This is a genomic window from Staphylococcus simulans (assembly GCF_003043455.1).
In the GTDB taxonomy this organism is placed as follows: Bacteria; Bacillota; Bacilli; order Staphylococcales; family Staphylococcaceae; genus Staphylococcus; species Staphylococcus simulans_A.
Genome location: NZ_PZGG01000033.1, coordinates 1 through 16,470 on the forward strand (window position 1 = coordinate 1; position 16,470 = coordinate 16,470).

Genomic DNA, 16,470 nt, shown 5'->3' on the forward strand with positions numbered 1-16,470 from the left:
TTTTAAAAGTTTAAATGGAGAATTAATCAAGCATTTTAATCGAGCAATAAGACAAATTAAAGGTGAAATACCTTTTGATGAAGATAATCATCCTGTGCCTCTTTATGTCAGACGAATTAGCGAAGGCGGCTTTAAAGTCTTACAACTCGATGAGATTCACCGCTTAGTCTATAAAGAAATTGATCATCGCCTCATTATTATCAGCTGTTATTACCACACTGTATAACTTCCATCAAACCAAGATAGAATATTCGATAGACATTATAAATTTTGATACAGTAAAGTTAATGAAATAGTGAAAAGAGGTTTGAAAGATGCAAGATACATTGATGAGTATTCAAGTATTACCTAAAACACCCAATGGTGAAGACGTTATTCCATATGTAGATGAAGCGATTTCTATTATTGAACAATCTGGATTAAAATTCAGAGTATCTCCATTAGAAACAACCGTTCAAGGCACGATGAGCGAGTGTTTGATTTTAATTCAAAATATTAATGACAGAATGGTTGAATTAGAAGTACCAAGTGTCATCAGTCAAGTGAAGTTCTATTATGTACCGACAGGTATCACAATGGAAGATTTGACTGCAAAATATGATTAATGAATATAATTTGCTAAAGCATTCCTAGTGATAGGAGTGCTTTTTTGTTTTATCAAACAACCTAATTATAAAAATAATAAAAAATAGAAGTGTCATTGACACAATAGTCTGAATATTAATATAATAACTTCATATAAGCAGCATAGAGATAACAGCAAGAGGAGGAATTATATGAAGAAACGATGGTTTAAGTTAGCGATAGTTTTACTATCACTGTTATTAGTACTATCAGCATGCGGCAGCAAAAAGTCGGATTCTGATAATGCTAAGGGTTCAAGCAGTACAGGCAAGAGTGACAAAAAAGGCGGTACATTAAATATTGGTACAGGTGCACCACCAGAAGGTAACTTCTCTGGTATTTATGCAGCATCAGTCACTGATTCAGGTGTTATCGGATTATTCAGTGATGGATTATTCAAAATGGATGATCATTTACAATTAGAGCCAAACTTAGTGTCATGGAAAGAAATCGAACCTGCTAAAAAATATAAATTCACATTGAAAAAAGGTGTGAAATGGCAAGATGGTAATCCATTAACAATCAATGACTGGATTTTCACATTAGAAACTTTAGCAAACCCTGACTACGATGGTCCACGTTATGACAACGTAGATTGTATCGAAGGGGCACAAGCGAAAAAAGAAGGTCAAGCAGATACAATCTCAGGTATCAAAAAAATTGATGATTACAATGTAGAAATCACGTTTAAAGAGAAAAAAGTTAATAACTTATTGAAAATTTATGGTGGCGACTTATTAAGCGAAAAAATCTTTAAAGATATTCCAGTTAAAGATATGGCGAAATCAGACGCTGTTCGTAAACACCCAATCGGTTATGGACCATTCAAAGTTAAAAAAATCGTAGATGGCGAATCAGTACAATTTGAGAAAAACAAAGATTACTGGAAAGGTGAACCAAAACTAGACAAAATCAACTATAAAGTTGTAGACCAAAACGCGATGGTTAAAGCCCTTCAAAACGGTGACATCGACATGGTAGGACAAGGTACACCACCAATGGCGAAACAAGTTAAAGACTCTAAAGCAGACAACATTAAAGTATTAACAGCACCATCAACACAATACATGATTATCGGATTTGTATTAAACAAATATGATAAAAAAGCTATGAAAGTCGGAGAACCACTTCCTAAATACCAAGATGTACGTTTAAGAAAAGCAATGGATTATGCGATCAATAAAGATGAATGGATTAAAGCATTCATGTATGGTTACGCTAAACCAACGAACTCATTAATTCCAACTAGCCACTGGGTATCTCAAGGTAACAAAGGCTTAGAAGACTATAGCTACAATGTTAAAAAAGCGAAAAAATTATTAGATGAAGCAGGATATAAAGATAGAGACGGCGATGGTTTCAGAGAAGACCCTAAAGGTAAAAAATTCGAAATCAGCTTGAAACACTATGCAGGTACAAACCCAACATTCGAACCAAGAACTGCAGCACTTAAAGGTTACTGGGAAAAAGTTGGTTTGAAAACAAAAGTCAGCATGGTTGAATTTAGTAAATATAATGCAGATTTAGAAAAATCAGATGGTAACGTTGAAGTTTACGTTAGAGGATGGCAACAAGGGGCTGACCCAGATCCATCAGGTTTATATAAATCAAATGCATTATGGAATGAATCACGTTACAACAACCCAGAATCAGATAAATTATTAGCAGAAGCAACTGATTTTGATGTTGTAGGTAACAACAAAGAAAAACGTAAAGATATCTACTTGAAATGGCAAAAACTATGGAATAAAGATGTTCCAGTTATCCCTCTTGTAGAACTTGAAGATATTACTTTAGTTAGCAATAAAGTTAAAAACTTTGAAGTTTCTTTCAAAGGATCTAACCCTGCAAATGAATGGACTGTAGAAAAATAATTTTGCATGAAAAGCCTCGATTATTTTCGAGGCTTTTTCTAAGCAAAAAAGGGAGTGTTGAAATTGACATCGAGGAATATTTTAGAAATAACACAATTAAAAACCAGCTTTTACATAAAGAAAGAATGGCATTCTGCAGTTAATAATATTAATTTGTCAGTTGAAGAAGGGGAGATTCTTGGTATCGTAGGTGAATCAGGCTCAGGCAAATCTGTATTAAGTTTATCTGTGATGCAGCTATTGCCAGAAAAAATCGCCAAGATTGAAGAGGGAGAAATCGTCTTTAAAGGTCAACGTGTCGATAACATCAGTGAGAATGACTATAACCGATTAAGGGGAAAAGAACTCTCAATGATATTCCAAGAACCGATGACTGCTTTAAATCCAGTGTTTACCATTGGTAATCAGCTTACTGAAAAAATCATGCTGCATTTAAAATTGAATAAATCAGAAGCGAGAGCCAAAGCGATTGATTTATTGAATCAAGTAGGTATTCCGCGTGCTGCTGAAGTCATCGACAATTATCCGCATCAATTATCAGGCGGAATGAGACAGCGTGTCATGATTGCATTAGCTATTTCGTGTAATCCTGATTTGTTAATCGCTGATGAGCCTACTACTGCTTTAGACGTGACAGTTCAAGCACAAATTTTAGAGTTGTTACGTAAAATCAGAAAAGAAACGAATATGTCTATCATCTTTATTTCGCATGACTTAGCTGTTATCTCAGAACTCTGTGACCGCGTAGCAGTAATGTATGCCGGAAATATTATTGAAACTGGAACAACTAATGAAATCTTTAAATCTCCTAAACATCCTTATACACAAGCTTTAATCAGATCAATACCTAAATTAGACAGTGATGTTGAAAAATTAGAAGTTATTGAAGGCAGTGTCCCATCACTGGTTAATATGCCAAAGGTTGGATGTAAATTCGCAAATAGATGTCCGCATGTTATGGATATCTGTAAAACTGAAAACGTCGCTTTAAAATCGATTGACGCAAAACATAAAGTCGCTTGTCATTTATATGACGAGCAATAATGGAGGAACGATATGGATAAAAAGACAATCTTAGAAGTAAACAATCTTAAGCAATATTATCCAATTAAAGGTGGATTTTTTCGTAGAACAATCGGCCAAGTCAAAGCAGTAGACGGTATCAGTTTTAAAATTAACGAGGGAGAAACAATGGGGCTTGTTGGAGAATCGGGCTGTGGTAAATCTTCAGCAGGTCGCAGTATTTTAAGATTACAAACTCCGACAGACGGTACTGTTTTATTCGATGGTGAAGATATCACAAAGATTCAAGGGAGAAAATTAAGAGAAGCAAGACAAGGTTTTCAAATGGTCTTCCAAGATCCTTATGCTTCATTAAACCCGCTTCAAATGGTTGGTGATATTGTCGCAGAACCGATTAAAAACTATCACAAAATGTCTAAAGAAGAACTTGAAAAAGAAGTCAAAGCATTACTAGTCAAAGTAGGGTTAAATACTGAAGACTATTATAAATACGCCCATGAATTTTCAGGGGGGCAAAGACAAAGGGTTGGGATTGCACGTGCACTCGCTTTGAAACCAAAACTCATCATTTTAGATGAACCTGTAAGTGCGTTAGATGTATCCGTACAATCTCAAGTTTTAAACTTATTAGATGATTTACAAGAAGAGTTTAACCTCAGTTATTTATTTATCGCCCATGACTTAAGTGTCGTGAAACATGTAAGTGATTATATCGGTGTGATGTATCTTGGACACATTGTAGAACAAGGTCCATCAGATGAAATCTATAACAACCCGAAACATCCGTATACGCAAGCATTAATTTCAGCGATTCCTGAAATTGATCCAGAAAAAAGAAAAGAACGTATTTTATTAACAGGTGATTTACCTTCTCCTGCCAATCCACCGACAGGGTGTCCATTCCATACCCGTTGTCCGATTGCTCAAGAAGCGTGTAAAACAACTAAGCCAAAGTACAAAGAAGTCAGTCAAGATCATTTCGCAGCATGCTTATTGATTGAGGAAGAGGTGGAAAAATGATTCAGTTAATTGTTCGTCGTTTATTATTGATGATTCCGTTATTATTCTTAATTTCAATCGTTATCTTCGGTATTGCGAAAATGCAGCCGGGTGATGCCTTTACAGGTTCTGTGACGTCAACAGACAGTTCGGCTTCTAAATATATTGAACAACAAAGAAAAAAATTAGGTTATGATCAGCCGATTCATGTGCAATATATGAAATGGGCTGAAAAAATCGCTCAGGGTGATTTAGGTGAATCTGTGCGATTCAAACGTCCAGTTTTAGATTTAATTAAAGAAAGAATGCCTAACACTATTACATTAGGTACATTAAGTTTGATATTTACTTATATTTTAGCGTTTCCACTTGGTATTGTATCAGGGCGGAAACCGTACTCGCCTTTAGATTATTCTATACAGGTCGCAAACTATTTCTTACTCGCTTTACCATCATTTGTAGCGGGTGTGTTCGCAATTTATTTATTCGCTTTCCAATTAAACTGGTTCCCATTCCAAGGGTCAGTTACGATTGGTTTAGAAGAGGGCACATTCCCATATTATATGAGTAAAATTTATCATGCCTTATTACCTGCATTGATTTTAGGTATTATGTCGACTGCAGGTTATGTACAATTTTTAAGAAACGATATTATCGAGAATTCACGTAAAGACTATGTTAGAACAGCACGTTCAAACGGTATTTCAGAAAACAAAATTTACAATAAACATATTTTAAGAAACTCAGTCATTCCGATTGTGACATTCTTCGGTGGAGATGTATTATCTATCTTTGGCGGGGCTGTTATTACTGAAACGATTTTCTCTTATCCTGGTATCGGTAAACTATTAATTGAAGCAATCAGTGGTAAAGACTATCCATTAATGATGGCGTTATTATTGTTCTTTGCCTTTTTAGGATTATTAGCGAATTTAATATCCGATATCACATACAGTATTGTAGACCCTAGAATTAAGAGCAACTAAGGAGGAGAAAACATGTCTAAAAAATCAAAAACAAAACATGAAAGTTATTCACCGCTGAAAACAGCCATGATTCACTTCACACACAATAAATTAGCAATGACAGCGCTGATTACATTAATTGCGATATTTGTGATTTCAATGTTATCTCCACTGCTTGCACCGTACGATCCAAACTTACAGAACCTTGTTTATATTAAAGGGGATATGTCACCAGAACACTGGTTAGGCACAGATGCCGGTGGTCGTGATATTTTAAGTCGTCTGCTTTATTCTGGTCGTGTCTCTATGGTCTTTGGGATTGTGACCACTGCCGGAATTTTAATCATCGGTTTGATTGTCGGAATGATTTCTGGTTACTATGGCGGCAAAGTCGATACCATCTTAATGCGTTTTACTGAATTTGTCATGTTGTTCCCATTCATTCCATTCGCAATCGTATTAAATGCGACATTCAGTGACAAAATCAAAAACCCATATGGCTCAGCATTTATTTTAGCTGCCGTTATCATTACCTTATCATGGGTTGGGATTGCCAGATTAACACGTGGTAAAGTCATGCAGGAAAAAGAAAATGAGTATTTCTTAGCAGCTGTTTCAATCGGAACACCTGTTTATAAAATTATGTTGAAGCATTTACTTCCGAATATTTTAAGTGTCATCATTGTACAAGCAACTTTATTATTTGCGGTACAAATTGTGGCAGAAGCTGGTTTAAGTTTCCTTGGTTTCGGTATTGCGAAAACAACACCGACATGGGGTAATATGTTGTCTGATGCGCAAGAAGCGGATGTATTAAGTAGTAAACCGTGGATTTGGATGCCACCAGCCATGATTATTACCATCACAATTTTATGTATCAACTTCGTGGGTGAAGGATTAAAAGATGCCTTGAACCCTAAATCTAAACACTAATCAAAGAGTCGGTCACATTGACCGGCTTTTTCTTATGAGGACAAGAATCATTTTGCACTTTTATGATAAACCATATATAATGTAATAATGATAAATCGGGGATATAGAAAGGATTTTGCGAAGTGAATGAAGAACAAAGAAAAGCAGGTTCTTTAGACGTCATAGCTCAACGAAATAAAAAAGAAAAAGATTATAGTCAGTACTTCGAAACAGTGTATCAACCTCCTAGTTTGAAAGAAGCGAAAAAACGCGGTAAAGAAGAAGTAAAATATAATCGTGATTTCCAAATAGATGAAAAGTTTAAAGATATGGGTAAAGGCCGTACGTTCTTTATTAAAACATACGGTTGTCAAATGAACGCACATGACACAGAAGTGATGGCAGGTATTTTTGAGGCATTAGGTTATACATTAGCGGACGACATGTTGAAAGCGGATGTTATTTTGTTAAATACTTGTGCAATTCGTGAAAATGCGGAGAATAAAGTATTTAGTGAAATCGGTAATTTAAAACACTTAAAACGTGATCGTCCAGATTGCTTAATCGGTGTTTGCGGTTGTATGTCACAAGAAGAATCAGTCGTGAATAAGATTTTGAAATCATTCCAAAACGTAGACATGATTTTCGGTACGCACAATATTCATAAGCTGCCTGAAATTTTAGAAGAAGCTTACTTATCGAAAGCAATGGTTATTGATGTATGGTCAAAAGAGGGCGATGTTATTGAAAACTTGCCTAAAGTTCGTGATGACTATTTCAAAGCTTGGGTGAATATTATGTACGGTTGTGACAAATTCTGTACATATTGTATTGTACCGTTTACACGCGGTAAAGAACGTAGCCGTAGACCACAAGATATTATTGATGAAGTCCGTGATTTAGCACGACAAGGTTATAAAGAAATTACATTATTAGGTCAAAACGTTAACTCATACGGTAAAGACTTAAAAGATATTGAATATGGCTTAGGCGATTTATTTGAAGATATCTCTAAAATTGATATCCCACGTGTCCGCTTCACAACAAGTCATCCATGGGACTTTACAGACCACATGATTGAAGTCATTGCCAAAGGCGGCAACATCGTTCCGCATATTCATTTACCTGTGCAATCTGGTAATGATGCTGTACTTAAAATTATGGGACGTAAATACACACGTGAAAGTTATTTAGATTTAGTGAACCGTATTAAAACAGCAATTCCAGATGTTGCGTTAACGACAGATATCATTGTCGGTTATCCGAATGAAACAGAAGAACAATTCGAAGAGACGTTATCACTTTATGATGAAGTTGAATTCGAACATGCGTATACGTATCTTTATTCACAACGTGATGGTACACCAGCCGCACGTATGAAAGATAACGTGGCGACTGAAGTGAAGAAAGAACGTTTACAACGTTTAAATAAAAAAGTCGGTTATTATTCTGAACGTGCCTTAAAAGCATATGAAGGTGAAGTGGTCACTGTATTATGTGAAGGCAGCAGTAAAAAGGATGAGAATGTTTTAGCGGGTTACACTGAGAAAAACAAACTTGTCAATTTCAGAGGACCGAAAGAAGCGATTGGTCAATTAGTGAAAGTGAAAATTGACGAAGCGAAACAATATTCTTTAAACGGTACATTCTTAAATATTGTGGAAGCTGAAGCGGTTGAAGCATAATGTACGATAAAGCAGAGATTATCGCTAAGGCACAGGCACTCAGTGATCAAATAAAAGCTTTAGAAACCGTTAAAGAATATCAAAAAGTTGAACAACAAATACATCGTAATCATCATATCGATGCTTGGATGGCTGATTTGAAACAACGACAAAAGCAATCCGTTAACTTGCAGAATTACGGCAAAATAGAGGCTTATAAACGTAGTGAAGCAGAGATTGCAGAAATTCAACAAAAAATCAATGCGTTGCCGATTGTGACAGAGTTTCGTGATGCCCAAGCAGATGCGAATGAGTTGTTGCAGATGATGATTAATACGATGGCTGATCAGTTAAATGCAGCGCACCACAAGCAGTAACTTTAAATTATAAGTGAAAGGGCGTTTTTTATTGTGAATGTAAGAAAACTTACACTGACTTCAATGTTTATCGCCATTAATGTGGTTTTAAGCAGTTTGATTGTTATCCCTATTGGTCCGATTAAAGCAGCACCCATTCAACATATGATTAATGTGTTATGTGCAGTATTTGTAGGACCATGGTTTGGACTAGCACAAGCATTTCTTTCTTCTGTCATTCGTATGATGTTCGGCACAGGTTCTGCCTTTGCATTTCCGGGCAGTATGATTGGTGTGTTGCTCGCAAGTGCACTCTACCGCTACCGCAAACATTTGTTTATGGCAGCTATCGGTGAAGTCATCGGTACAGGCCTAATTGGAAGTTTCATGTGTATTCCGTTAGCTTTCGTACTTGGTCTACAACATTTTGCGATTAAACCTTTAATGGCAGCCTTTATAACTTCAAGTGCTGTCGGCGCTTTTATCAGCTATGTTATATTAATGATATTATTTAAAAAAGGCAAACTCTCACGTTGGTTGCCTAAAGATTAATAAATAAGACCCCGTTCCTTTCTTAAATGAAGTGAATGGGGTCATTGTTATATCTAATGATTGTTTAAATCAGATTAAAAATAATGAAACTGAATGAATCGAAATTCATATTTTCAAGAGTTTAACTATTCAATTAGTGCTGAGTTTGGTCACGTAACTGGATATACTGATCGATATAATTTGAAAATGCACCGTCAACACCTGCATTAAGCAATGTTTGCATCTCTGGTGATGTATTTACTGTATAAGGATGAACAAGTAAGCCATGACGATGTGCTTTGTCGACATTTTGCGGTGTCGCATCATGATATTCAGGACCTACACCTTGAGCGTATGACGCAATGTAGTCTAGTTGTTGATCAGTATAAGTAGATAATTGACCGACATCTGTTAATTGAATTAACGGAATATGGCTATTCAAACGTTGCATCTTCAGTAAGCTTTCTTGTGAAAAACTTTGAATCACAACTTGTCCGTTTTTCAGTTTTGCGGGTGTTAAAAGTCCGTGTTGATTCAGCGTTTGTAGTACTTTTTCTTCCATGCCTGGATACACATCTGGTGATTTTGTCTCGATATAATAATTGGTATTTTGCCCATAGCGATTTAAAATCTCATCAAGCGTTGGAATCTTTGCGCCTTCATATTCAGGTTTCGCATATTGTGGATTTTCAACATTAAACCATGTACCGACATCCATTTGTTTCAGTTGTTCCGTCGTATAATTTTTGACGGGACCATGGAATTTACCTCCTGTGGTACGATCTACTGTTTCATCATGCATTGCCACAAGGTTGCCGTCTTTGGTCATTTGTAAATCTAATTCAATATAGTCTGCGTTAAGTTCATGTTTGGCTTTGTCATACGCAAAGAAAGTATGTTCAGGCGCATAACCGCTCGCACCACGATGTGCGATTGAGACGTTTTGATTTAAGATGTTATGCGGATGATTAGACATGTTTTTGGTAGATTGGTTATGCGCATTTGAAGCTGGTCCGATGGTATCTGTGTTCGCATAAGAAGCTTGGGAAGTTGCGAGAAGTGCAGTAGAAATTATGAGAGTAGATAAAATGGTAGATTTAATTTTCATATGTATCTGTGCTCCTTTGTTTAAGATATTTTCATGATAGCTTAAGATTTAAGGAGAATTGCACATATTTACTATAAGTTTATAAAAGTTAACTATGGTTTTATGATTTATTATTATTTTTAAAATTAGATTAAAATTACAGTGTAAAGACGATACTCGTTTATAGGAACATAATTTGTTAAAATAGATGAGTTAAGACAAGTGAAAAGAATATGAATTTCCTATACAATCACTTATAATGATTAAACCTAAAATTAGAAGGAATGATTGAAAATCATGACAAATGTAACGCCGATGATGCAGCAATATTTAAAAATTAAATCACAATATCAAGACTGCTTACTTTTTTTCAGACTAGGCGATTTTTATGAAATGTTTTATGAAGATGCTAAAGTCGCATCAAAAGTATTAGAAATCACGTTGACGAAGCGTGATGCAAAAAAAGAAAATCCAATACCCATGTGCGGCGTACCGTATCATTCAGCAGAAAGCTATATTGAAACGCTGATTGACAACGGTTATAAAGTGGCTATTTGTGAACAAATGGAAGATCCAAAAGTCACTAAAGGCATGGTACACCGTGAAGTCATCCGTGTGGTGACACCTGGTACGATCATGAACCAAGGCGGCGTAGATGAGAAACAAAATAACTATATTTTAAGCTTTGTCAGAGACAATGGTGAAATTGCGTTAAGTTATTGTGATGTGTCTACAGGGGAATTAAAGGTGACACACTTTAAAGATGAAAGTATGTTGCTGAATGAAATCACAACGATTAATCCAAATGAAATAGTGACAGCTGAAGCAGTAGAAGACAATTTAAAACAACAAATGTCTCTAGCGACTGAGACGTTGACTGTAGTTGAAGATATCAGTAATCAAGACTATCCTGTAAATCAAGTTGAAGATGAATTGATGCACCGTGCTGTACAAGTTTTATTAGATTACATTCATCACACACAAAAACGTAACTTAGACCATATTGAAGATGTCAAAGTATACGAAGCAGTAGACTTTATGAAAATGGATTATTACGCAAAACGTAATTTAGAGTTAACTGAAAGTATCCGTTTAAAGTCAAAAAAAGGAACATTACTATGGTTGATGGATGAAACGAAAACACCGATGGGTGCACGTCGTTTAAAACAATGGATAGATCGTCCACTCATTTATAAACAAGCGATCAATGAGCGTTTAGATGCAGTGTCTCAATTGATTGACCGCTTCATCGAACGTGATACTTTACGTAACTACTTAAATCAAGTTTATGACATTGAACGCCTAGTAGGCCGTGTCAGCTATGGTAATGTTAATGCACGTGATTTAATCCAACTTAAACATTCAATATCTGAAATCCCGAATATCAAAGCATTATTAGACGAATTCGATCAACAACTGCCTGAGCAATTCAGACAGTTAGAACCTTTAGATGATTTACTCGAGTTGTTGGAACAAAGTATAGTCGAAGAACCTCCGATTTCTGTGAAAGATGGCGGCTTATTTAAACAAGGCTTCAATGAACAGCTTGATGAATATTTAGAGGCATCTATTAACGGGAAACAATGGCTTGCGCAACTTCAAGCAAAAGAAAGGGAACGTACTGGCATTCGCTCATTAAAAATCAGTTTTAACAAAGTATTCGGCTACTTTATCGAAATTACACGTGCCAATTTAAAAGACTTTGAACCTGCAGATTATGGTTATACACGTAAGCAAACGTTATCTAATGCAGAACGCTTTATTACTGATGAACTGAAAGAAAAAGAAGACTTGATTTTAGGTGCGGAAGATAAAGCGGTTGAATTAGAGTATCAGTTATTTGTGAAATTGAGAGAAGCGGTTAAGACTTATACCGAACGTCTACAAAAACAAGCCAAATTAATTTCAGAAATTGATTGTCTTCAAAGTTTCGCAGAAATTGCGCAAAAGTATAACTATACTAGACCTGAATTTAGTGAAGATAAAACACTGAACTTAGTCGATTCACGTCATCCAGTCGTAGAACGCGTGATGGATTATAATGATTATGTACCAAATGATTGTTATTTAGATGATGAGCAATTTATTTACTTAATTACAGGCCCGAATATGTCTGGTAAATCAACATATATGCGTCAAATTGCGATTATCAGTATTATGGCGCAAATGGGTGCATATGTCCCATGTCGTGAAGCTTTATTACCAATCTTCGATCAAATCTTTACACGTATCGGTGCAGCCGATGATTTAGTGTCAGGTAAAAGTACCTTTATGGTGGAAATGTTAGAAGCACAAAAAGCTTTGACTTATGCGACTGAAGATAGCTTAATTATCTTCGATGAGATCGGTCGAGGCACATCTACCTTTGATGGTTTGGCTTTAGCTCAAGCCATGATTGAATATGTGGCACAAACGTCTCATGCGAAGACTTTATTCTCAACACACTATCATGAACTAACGACGTTAGATCAATCGTTGCCATGTCTGAAAAATGTGCATGTCGCAGCAAATGAGTACCAAGGAGAACTGATCTTCTTGCATAAAGTCAAAGATGGCGCGGTAGATGACAGTTATGGTATTCAAGTTGCGAAACTGGCAGATTTACCTGATGAAGTAATTGAACGTGCACAAGTGATTTTAGATGCCTTTGAAGCAAAAGATAAACCACAACCGCACATCCCAACGCAAGAAACGTCAGAAATGCAGGTAGCTGAAAGTACAGAAGAAACTAGTCAGCCTAAAAAGGATGAAGCAGAGTTCTTCCAAGGTACTTTTGATTTATTTGATAGTGCACCGAAAGAAAGTGCGATAGAAGCGGAATTGAAACAACTTAATATTTCCAATATGACACCGCTAGAAGCATTGATTAAATTAAACGAATTACAAAACCAATTAAAATAGAGGTGACGAATCATGGGCAAAATTAAAGAATTACAAACCTCACTCGCCAATAAAATTGCGGCTGGTGAAGTCGTTGAACGTCCTGGATCAGTCGTCAAAGAATTACTCGAAAATGCCCTTGATGCACAAGCAAGTGAAATTAATATAGAAGTTAAACAGTCTGGTATTGAATCTATTCGTGTTGTAGATAACGGCACGGGTATTGAAGAAGATGATTTGAAATTAGTCTTTCACCGTCATGCGACAAGTAAGTTAAGTGAAGATAATGATTTATTTCACATTCGCACATTAGGTTTCCGTGGTGAAGCTTTAGCCAGTATTTCTTCTGTAGCAAAAGTGACATTAAGAACCTGTACAGATGGTCAAAATGGGCATGAAATCTATGCAGAAGATGGCGCAATTTTAAAACAAAAACCAGCGAAAGCAAAACAAGGGACAGATATTTTAGTAGAATCCTTGTTTTATAATACGCCAGCACGTTTGAAATATGTGAAGAGCTTATATACAGAATTAGGAAAGATTACAGATATCGTTAATCGTATGGCTATGAGTCATCCGGATGTGCGCTTTACCTTAGTTTCAGATGGGAAAGTACTGATTAAAACGAATGGTTCAGGCCGTACGAATGAAGTGATGGCAGAAATATATGGCATGAAAGTGGCGACAGATGTAGTGCATATTACAGGTGATACGAGTGATTATCATTTAGAAGGTTATGTCGCTAAACCAGAGCACTCCCGTAGTAACCGCCATTATATTTCCATCTTTATTAATGGACGTTATATTAAGAACTTTATTTTGAATAAAGCCATTTTAGAAGGTTATCATACCTTGCTGACAATCGGCCGTTATCCAATTTGTTATATCAATATCGAAATGGATCCGATTTTGGTAGATGTCAATGTGCATCCTACAAAATTAGAAGTCAGACTGTCTAAAGAAGAACAGCTGTATGATTTAATTGTGGAGAAAATAAGAGAAGCCTTTAAAGATAAAATCTTAATTCCGCACAATGATGAAAACAAATTGTATAAAAAGAACAAAGTACTAGAATCGTTTGAACAGCAAAAATTAGATTTTGAGAAAAGAAACCAACAACAAACTCAAGATTTAAATGATAAACAAACAACTGAATCAGAAGTCGATGTTTCCAATGAACATGTCTCAGAAAGTAATACGTCGTCTTCTGATTATCAAGCGTATCAAGAGATGCAGAAAGAGATGTTGTCTGATTTAGAAGAAAAAGATAATCAATCTGTTGATGAGGAAGCATTATCTAGTGAGGATGAAGATGCACCACACACACCAGAAGAAATAGCGTATGATGAAGCGAAGTATGATGCGCAACCTACATCCGATGTTCGTGAAACACAAAATGCGCAACCGAAACACCGTGTGCCTTATATGGAAGTGGTGGGTCAAGTGCACGGGACTTATATCATTGCGCAAAATGAAACCGGTATGTTTATGATTGACCAGCATGCAGCACAAGAACGCATTAAATATGAGTATTTCCGTGAGAAAATTGGAGAAGTCACTAATGAAGTTCAGAATTTATTAATTCCGTTAACGTTCCACTTCTCAAAAGATGAACAAATGATTATTGATGAGTTCAAAGATGAATTAGATAAAGTAGGGGTGCATTTAGAACCTTTTGGTGCTCATGATTATATCGTGAATAGTTACCCGGTCTGGTTCCCTAAAGCTGAAGCGGAAGAAATTATTCAAGATATGGTGGAATATGTCTTGGAACATAAAAAAGTAGAGATTAAGAAAATTAGAGAAGAAGCGGCAATTATGATGAGCTGTAAAAAATCGATTAAAGCGAATCATTATTTACGTAATCATGAAATGGCGGACTTAATTGATCAGTTGAGAGAAATGGAAGATCCATTTACATGTCCACATGGCCGTCCGATTATCATCAGTTTTTCAAATTATGAAATGGAACGTTTGTTCAAACGTATCCAATAAAGGAGATATGAACTTGAAACCACACATTTTACCTGCAATCCGTGAAATGCGCGATTTAGAAAAATTGATGAAAACGGATTATCCTACTTGTGTTTTGTTAGATGCACACATCGGTCATTTACAAAGTATTACTGATTTGTTGAAACAACATCGTATGGAAATGTATATTCATGTTGATTTAACGAGAGGTATTGCACATGATGAGTTTGGCTGTGAATATTTGATTCAGAAGTTTAAACCAAAAGGTATTGTGTCGACAAAACCCAAAGTAATTAAAAAAGCAAAAATGTTAAAAGTTACGACAATTTTGCGCGTGTTTATTATAGATAGTCATGCGCTTAAGCGCAGTATTGCCTTAATCCAACAAGTGAAGCCAGACTTTGTGGAAGTATTGCCAGGGGTCGCAAGCAAGGTGATACAGAGGATTTATGATGAAACTAAGACACCAGTGATTGCTGGTGGGTTGATAGATTTAGAAGAAGAAGTACAAGAAGCTGTAAAAAGTGGTGCGGAATATGTTACCACGAGCAATAAAACATTATGGTAAATTTTTAGGCTGTCATTATGTGAAAATGTGAATAATTATTGACAACGTTTTCATAAAAAGATATTCTGTTAATAAGTTAATATAAATATTGATAGAGATAGGAGACTTCTACATTGTTTTTGTTCATGTAGGAGTCTTTTTGTCTTTTTTAAGGAGTGAATTAAGATGAGTCCATATTTTGCAGAATTTCTAGGGACAGCCATTCTGATTTTATTTGGGGGCGGCGTGGTTGCCAATTTGAACTTAGCAAAATCAAAAGGGTTTGGCAGTGATTGGATTAATATATCGCTTGGTTGGGGACTTGCGGTGACACTTGGTGTCTATGCAGTCGGAACATTTTCAGGTGCCCATTTAAATCCAGCTGTCACAGTTGCTTTTGCGATGGATGGCGGTATTGAATGGTACAAAGTACCAGGCTATATCATCTGTCAAATGCTCGGCGGTATTGTCGGCGGTTTTTTAGTTTGGTTAATGTATTTACCGCACTGGAAAGTAACTGAAGATCAAGGTGCTAAGTTAGCAGTATTTTGTACAGCGCCAGGCATCAAAAATTATTATGCCAACTTTTTCAGTGAAATTATCGGTACAGCAGCTTTAACATTAGGCTTATTATTTATCGGGATTAATAAATTTACTGAAGGCTTGAATCCGATTATTGTCGGTGGTTTGATTGTGGCTATCGGTTTAAGTTTAGGTGGCCCGACAGGTTATGCGATTAATCCAGCGCGTGATTTAGGTCCGCGTATTGCGCACGCATTATTACCGATTGCAGGTAAAGGCAATTCAAACTGGTCTTATGCGATTGTGCCGGTTTTAGGTCCGATTGCAGGCGGTATGTTAGGTGCTTGTATTTACCGTGCAGCATACAAAGAAACTTTTGATGCATTATCTGTTGTAGCGGTTTTATTAACTGCAGCCACTTTAATTTTAGGAGTTGTATTAAATAAAATCGATAAGAAAGATATTGGCACAATTTATTAATCAATGGATTTACAGGTTAAGATAATTCGGGG

14 protein-coding genes and 1 pseudogene are annotated in these 16,470 nt (G+C 36.0%); 14 read left to right on the plus strand and 1 reads right to left on the minus strand.

The genetic code is table 11. The annotated features are described in order from the left end of the window. The 10 genes and pseudogenes from BU038_RS07180 to thiW form a co-directional block, all read left to right on the plus strand. Positions 1-226 (plus strand): annotated as a pseudogene (locus BU038_RS07180) (type II toxin-antitoxin system YoeB family toxin); the annotation flags it as partial. 88 nt (positions 227-314) lie between these two features. After that, positions 315-605, plus strand: coding sequence for a thiamine-binding protein (locus BU038_RS07185; RefSeq protein WP_002480740.1), 291 nt, complete (start codon positions 315-317; stop codon positions 603-605). Positions 606-776: 171 nt separating this feature from the next. Continuing rightward, on the plus strand, positions 777-2,498 hold the full coding sequence (gene opp4A, locus BU038_RS07190; protein WP_107605457.1) for an oligopeptide ABC transporter substrate-binding protein: 1,722 nt from the start codon (positions 777-779) through the stop codon (positions 2,496-2,498). Positions 2,499-2,561: 63 nt separating this feature from the next. Further along, a complete protein-coding gene (locus BU038_RS07195) occupies positions 2,562-3,542 on the plus strand; it encodes an ABC transporter ATP-binding protein (protein ID WP_107605458.1) in 981 nt (326 codons plus the stop codon). A 12-nt stretch (positions 3,543-3,554) separates the two neighbouring features. Continuing rightward, the gene (locus BU038_RS07200) at positions 3,555-4,541 is read left to right on the plus strand and encodes an ABC transporter ATP-binding protein (RefSeq protein WP_107605459.1); all 987 of its coding nucleotides are present in this window, start codon (positions 3,555-3,557) and stop codon (positions 4,539-4,541) included. Continuing rightward, on the plus strand, positions 4,538-5,506 hold the full coding sequence (gene opp4B / locus BU038_RS07205) for an oligopeptide ABC transporter permease (protein WP_107605460.1): 969 nt from the start codon (positions 4,538-4,540) through the stop codon (positions 5,504-5,506). The genes BU038_RS07200 and opp4B overlap by 4 nt, the downstream gene beginning before the upstream one ends. 12 nt (positions 5,507-5,518) lie before the next feature. Then, a complete protein-coding gene (opp4C, locus tag BU038_RS07210) occupies positions 5,519-6,418 on the plus strand; it encodes an oligopeptide ABC transporter permease (protein ID WP_023015663.1) in 900 nt (299 codons plus the stop codon). A gap of 122 nt (positions 6,419-6,540) precedes the next feature. After that, entirely contained in the window at positions 6,541-8,082 is a 1,542-nt protein-coding gene (gene miaB / locus BU038_RS07215; protein ID WP_107605461.1) for a tRNA (N6-isopentenyl adenosine(37)-C2)-methylthiotransferase MiaB, read from the plus strand. Then, on the plus strand, positions 8,082-8,438 hold the full coding sequence (locus BU038_RS07220) for a RicAFT regulatory complex protein RicA family protein (protein ID WP_107605462.1): 357 nt from the start codon (positions 8,082-8,084) through the stop codon (positions 8,436-8,438). Before miaB ends, BU038_RS07220 begins: the two co-directional genes overlap by 1 nt. Before the next feature lie 33 nt (positions 8,439-8,471). Next, positions 8,472-8,969 (plus strand): energy coupling factor transporter S component ThiW, encoded by a 498-nt coding sequence (gene thiW, locus BU038_RS07225; protein WP_107605463.1) that lies wholly within the window; start codon positions 8,472-8,474, stop codon positions 8,967-8,969. 133 nt (positions 8,970-9,102) lie between these two features. On the opposite strand, the gene BU038_RS07230 is transcribed toward thiW, so the two are convergent. Then, positions 9,103-10,056 (minus strand): glycerophosphodiester phosphodiesterase, encoded by a 954-nt coding sequence (locus BU038_RS07230; protein WP_107605464.1) that lies wholly within the window; start codon positions 10,054-10,056, stop codon positions 9,103-9,105. Positions 10,057-10,353: 297 nt separating this feature from the next. Here BU038_RS07230 and mutS point away from each other — a divergent pair, with 297 nt between their 5' ends. The 4 genes from mutS to BU038_RS07250 all read left to right on the plus strand — a co-directional run bounded on the left by mutS (position 10,354) and on the right by BU038_RS07250 (position 16,438). After that, positions 10,354-12,936, plus strand: a complete 2,583-nt coding sequence (mutS, locus tag BU038_RS07235; RefSeq protein WP_425385749.1) for a DNA mismatch repair protein MutS — start codon at positions 10,354-10,356, stop codon at positions 12,934-12,936. Between the two features lie 12 nt (positions 12,937-12,948). Next, positions 12,949-14,910 (plus strand): DNA mismatch repair endonuclease MutL, encoded by a 1,962-nt coding sequence (gene mutL / locus BU038_RS07240; RefSeq protein WP_107605465.1) that lies wholly within the window; start codon positions 12,949-12,951, stop codon positions 14,908-14,910. Positions 14,911-14,923: 13 nt separating this feature from the next. Then, the gene (locus BU038_RS07245; RefSeq protein WP_107605466.1) at positions 14,924-15,457 is read left to right on the plus strand and encodes a glycerol-3-phosphate responsive antiterminator; all 534 of its coding nucleotides are present in this window, start codon (positions 14,924-14,926) and stop codon (positions 15,455-15,457) included. A gap of 165 nt (positions 15,458-15,622) precedes the next feature. Continuing rightward, positions 15,623-16,438, plus strand: coding sequence for an MIP/aquaporin family protein (locus BU038_RS07250; RefSeq protein WP_107605467.1), 816 nt, complete (start codon positions 15,623-15,625; stop codon positions 16,436-16,438). Positions 16,439-16,470 lie beyond the last annotated feature (32 nt).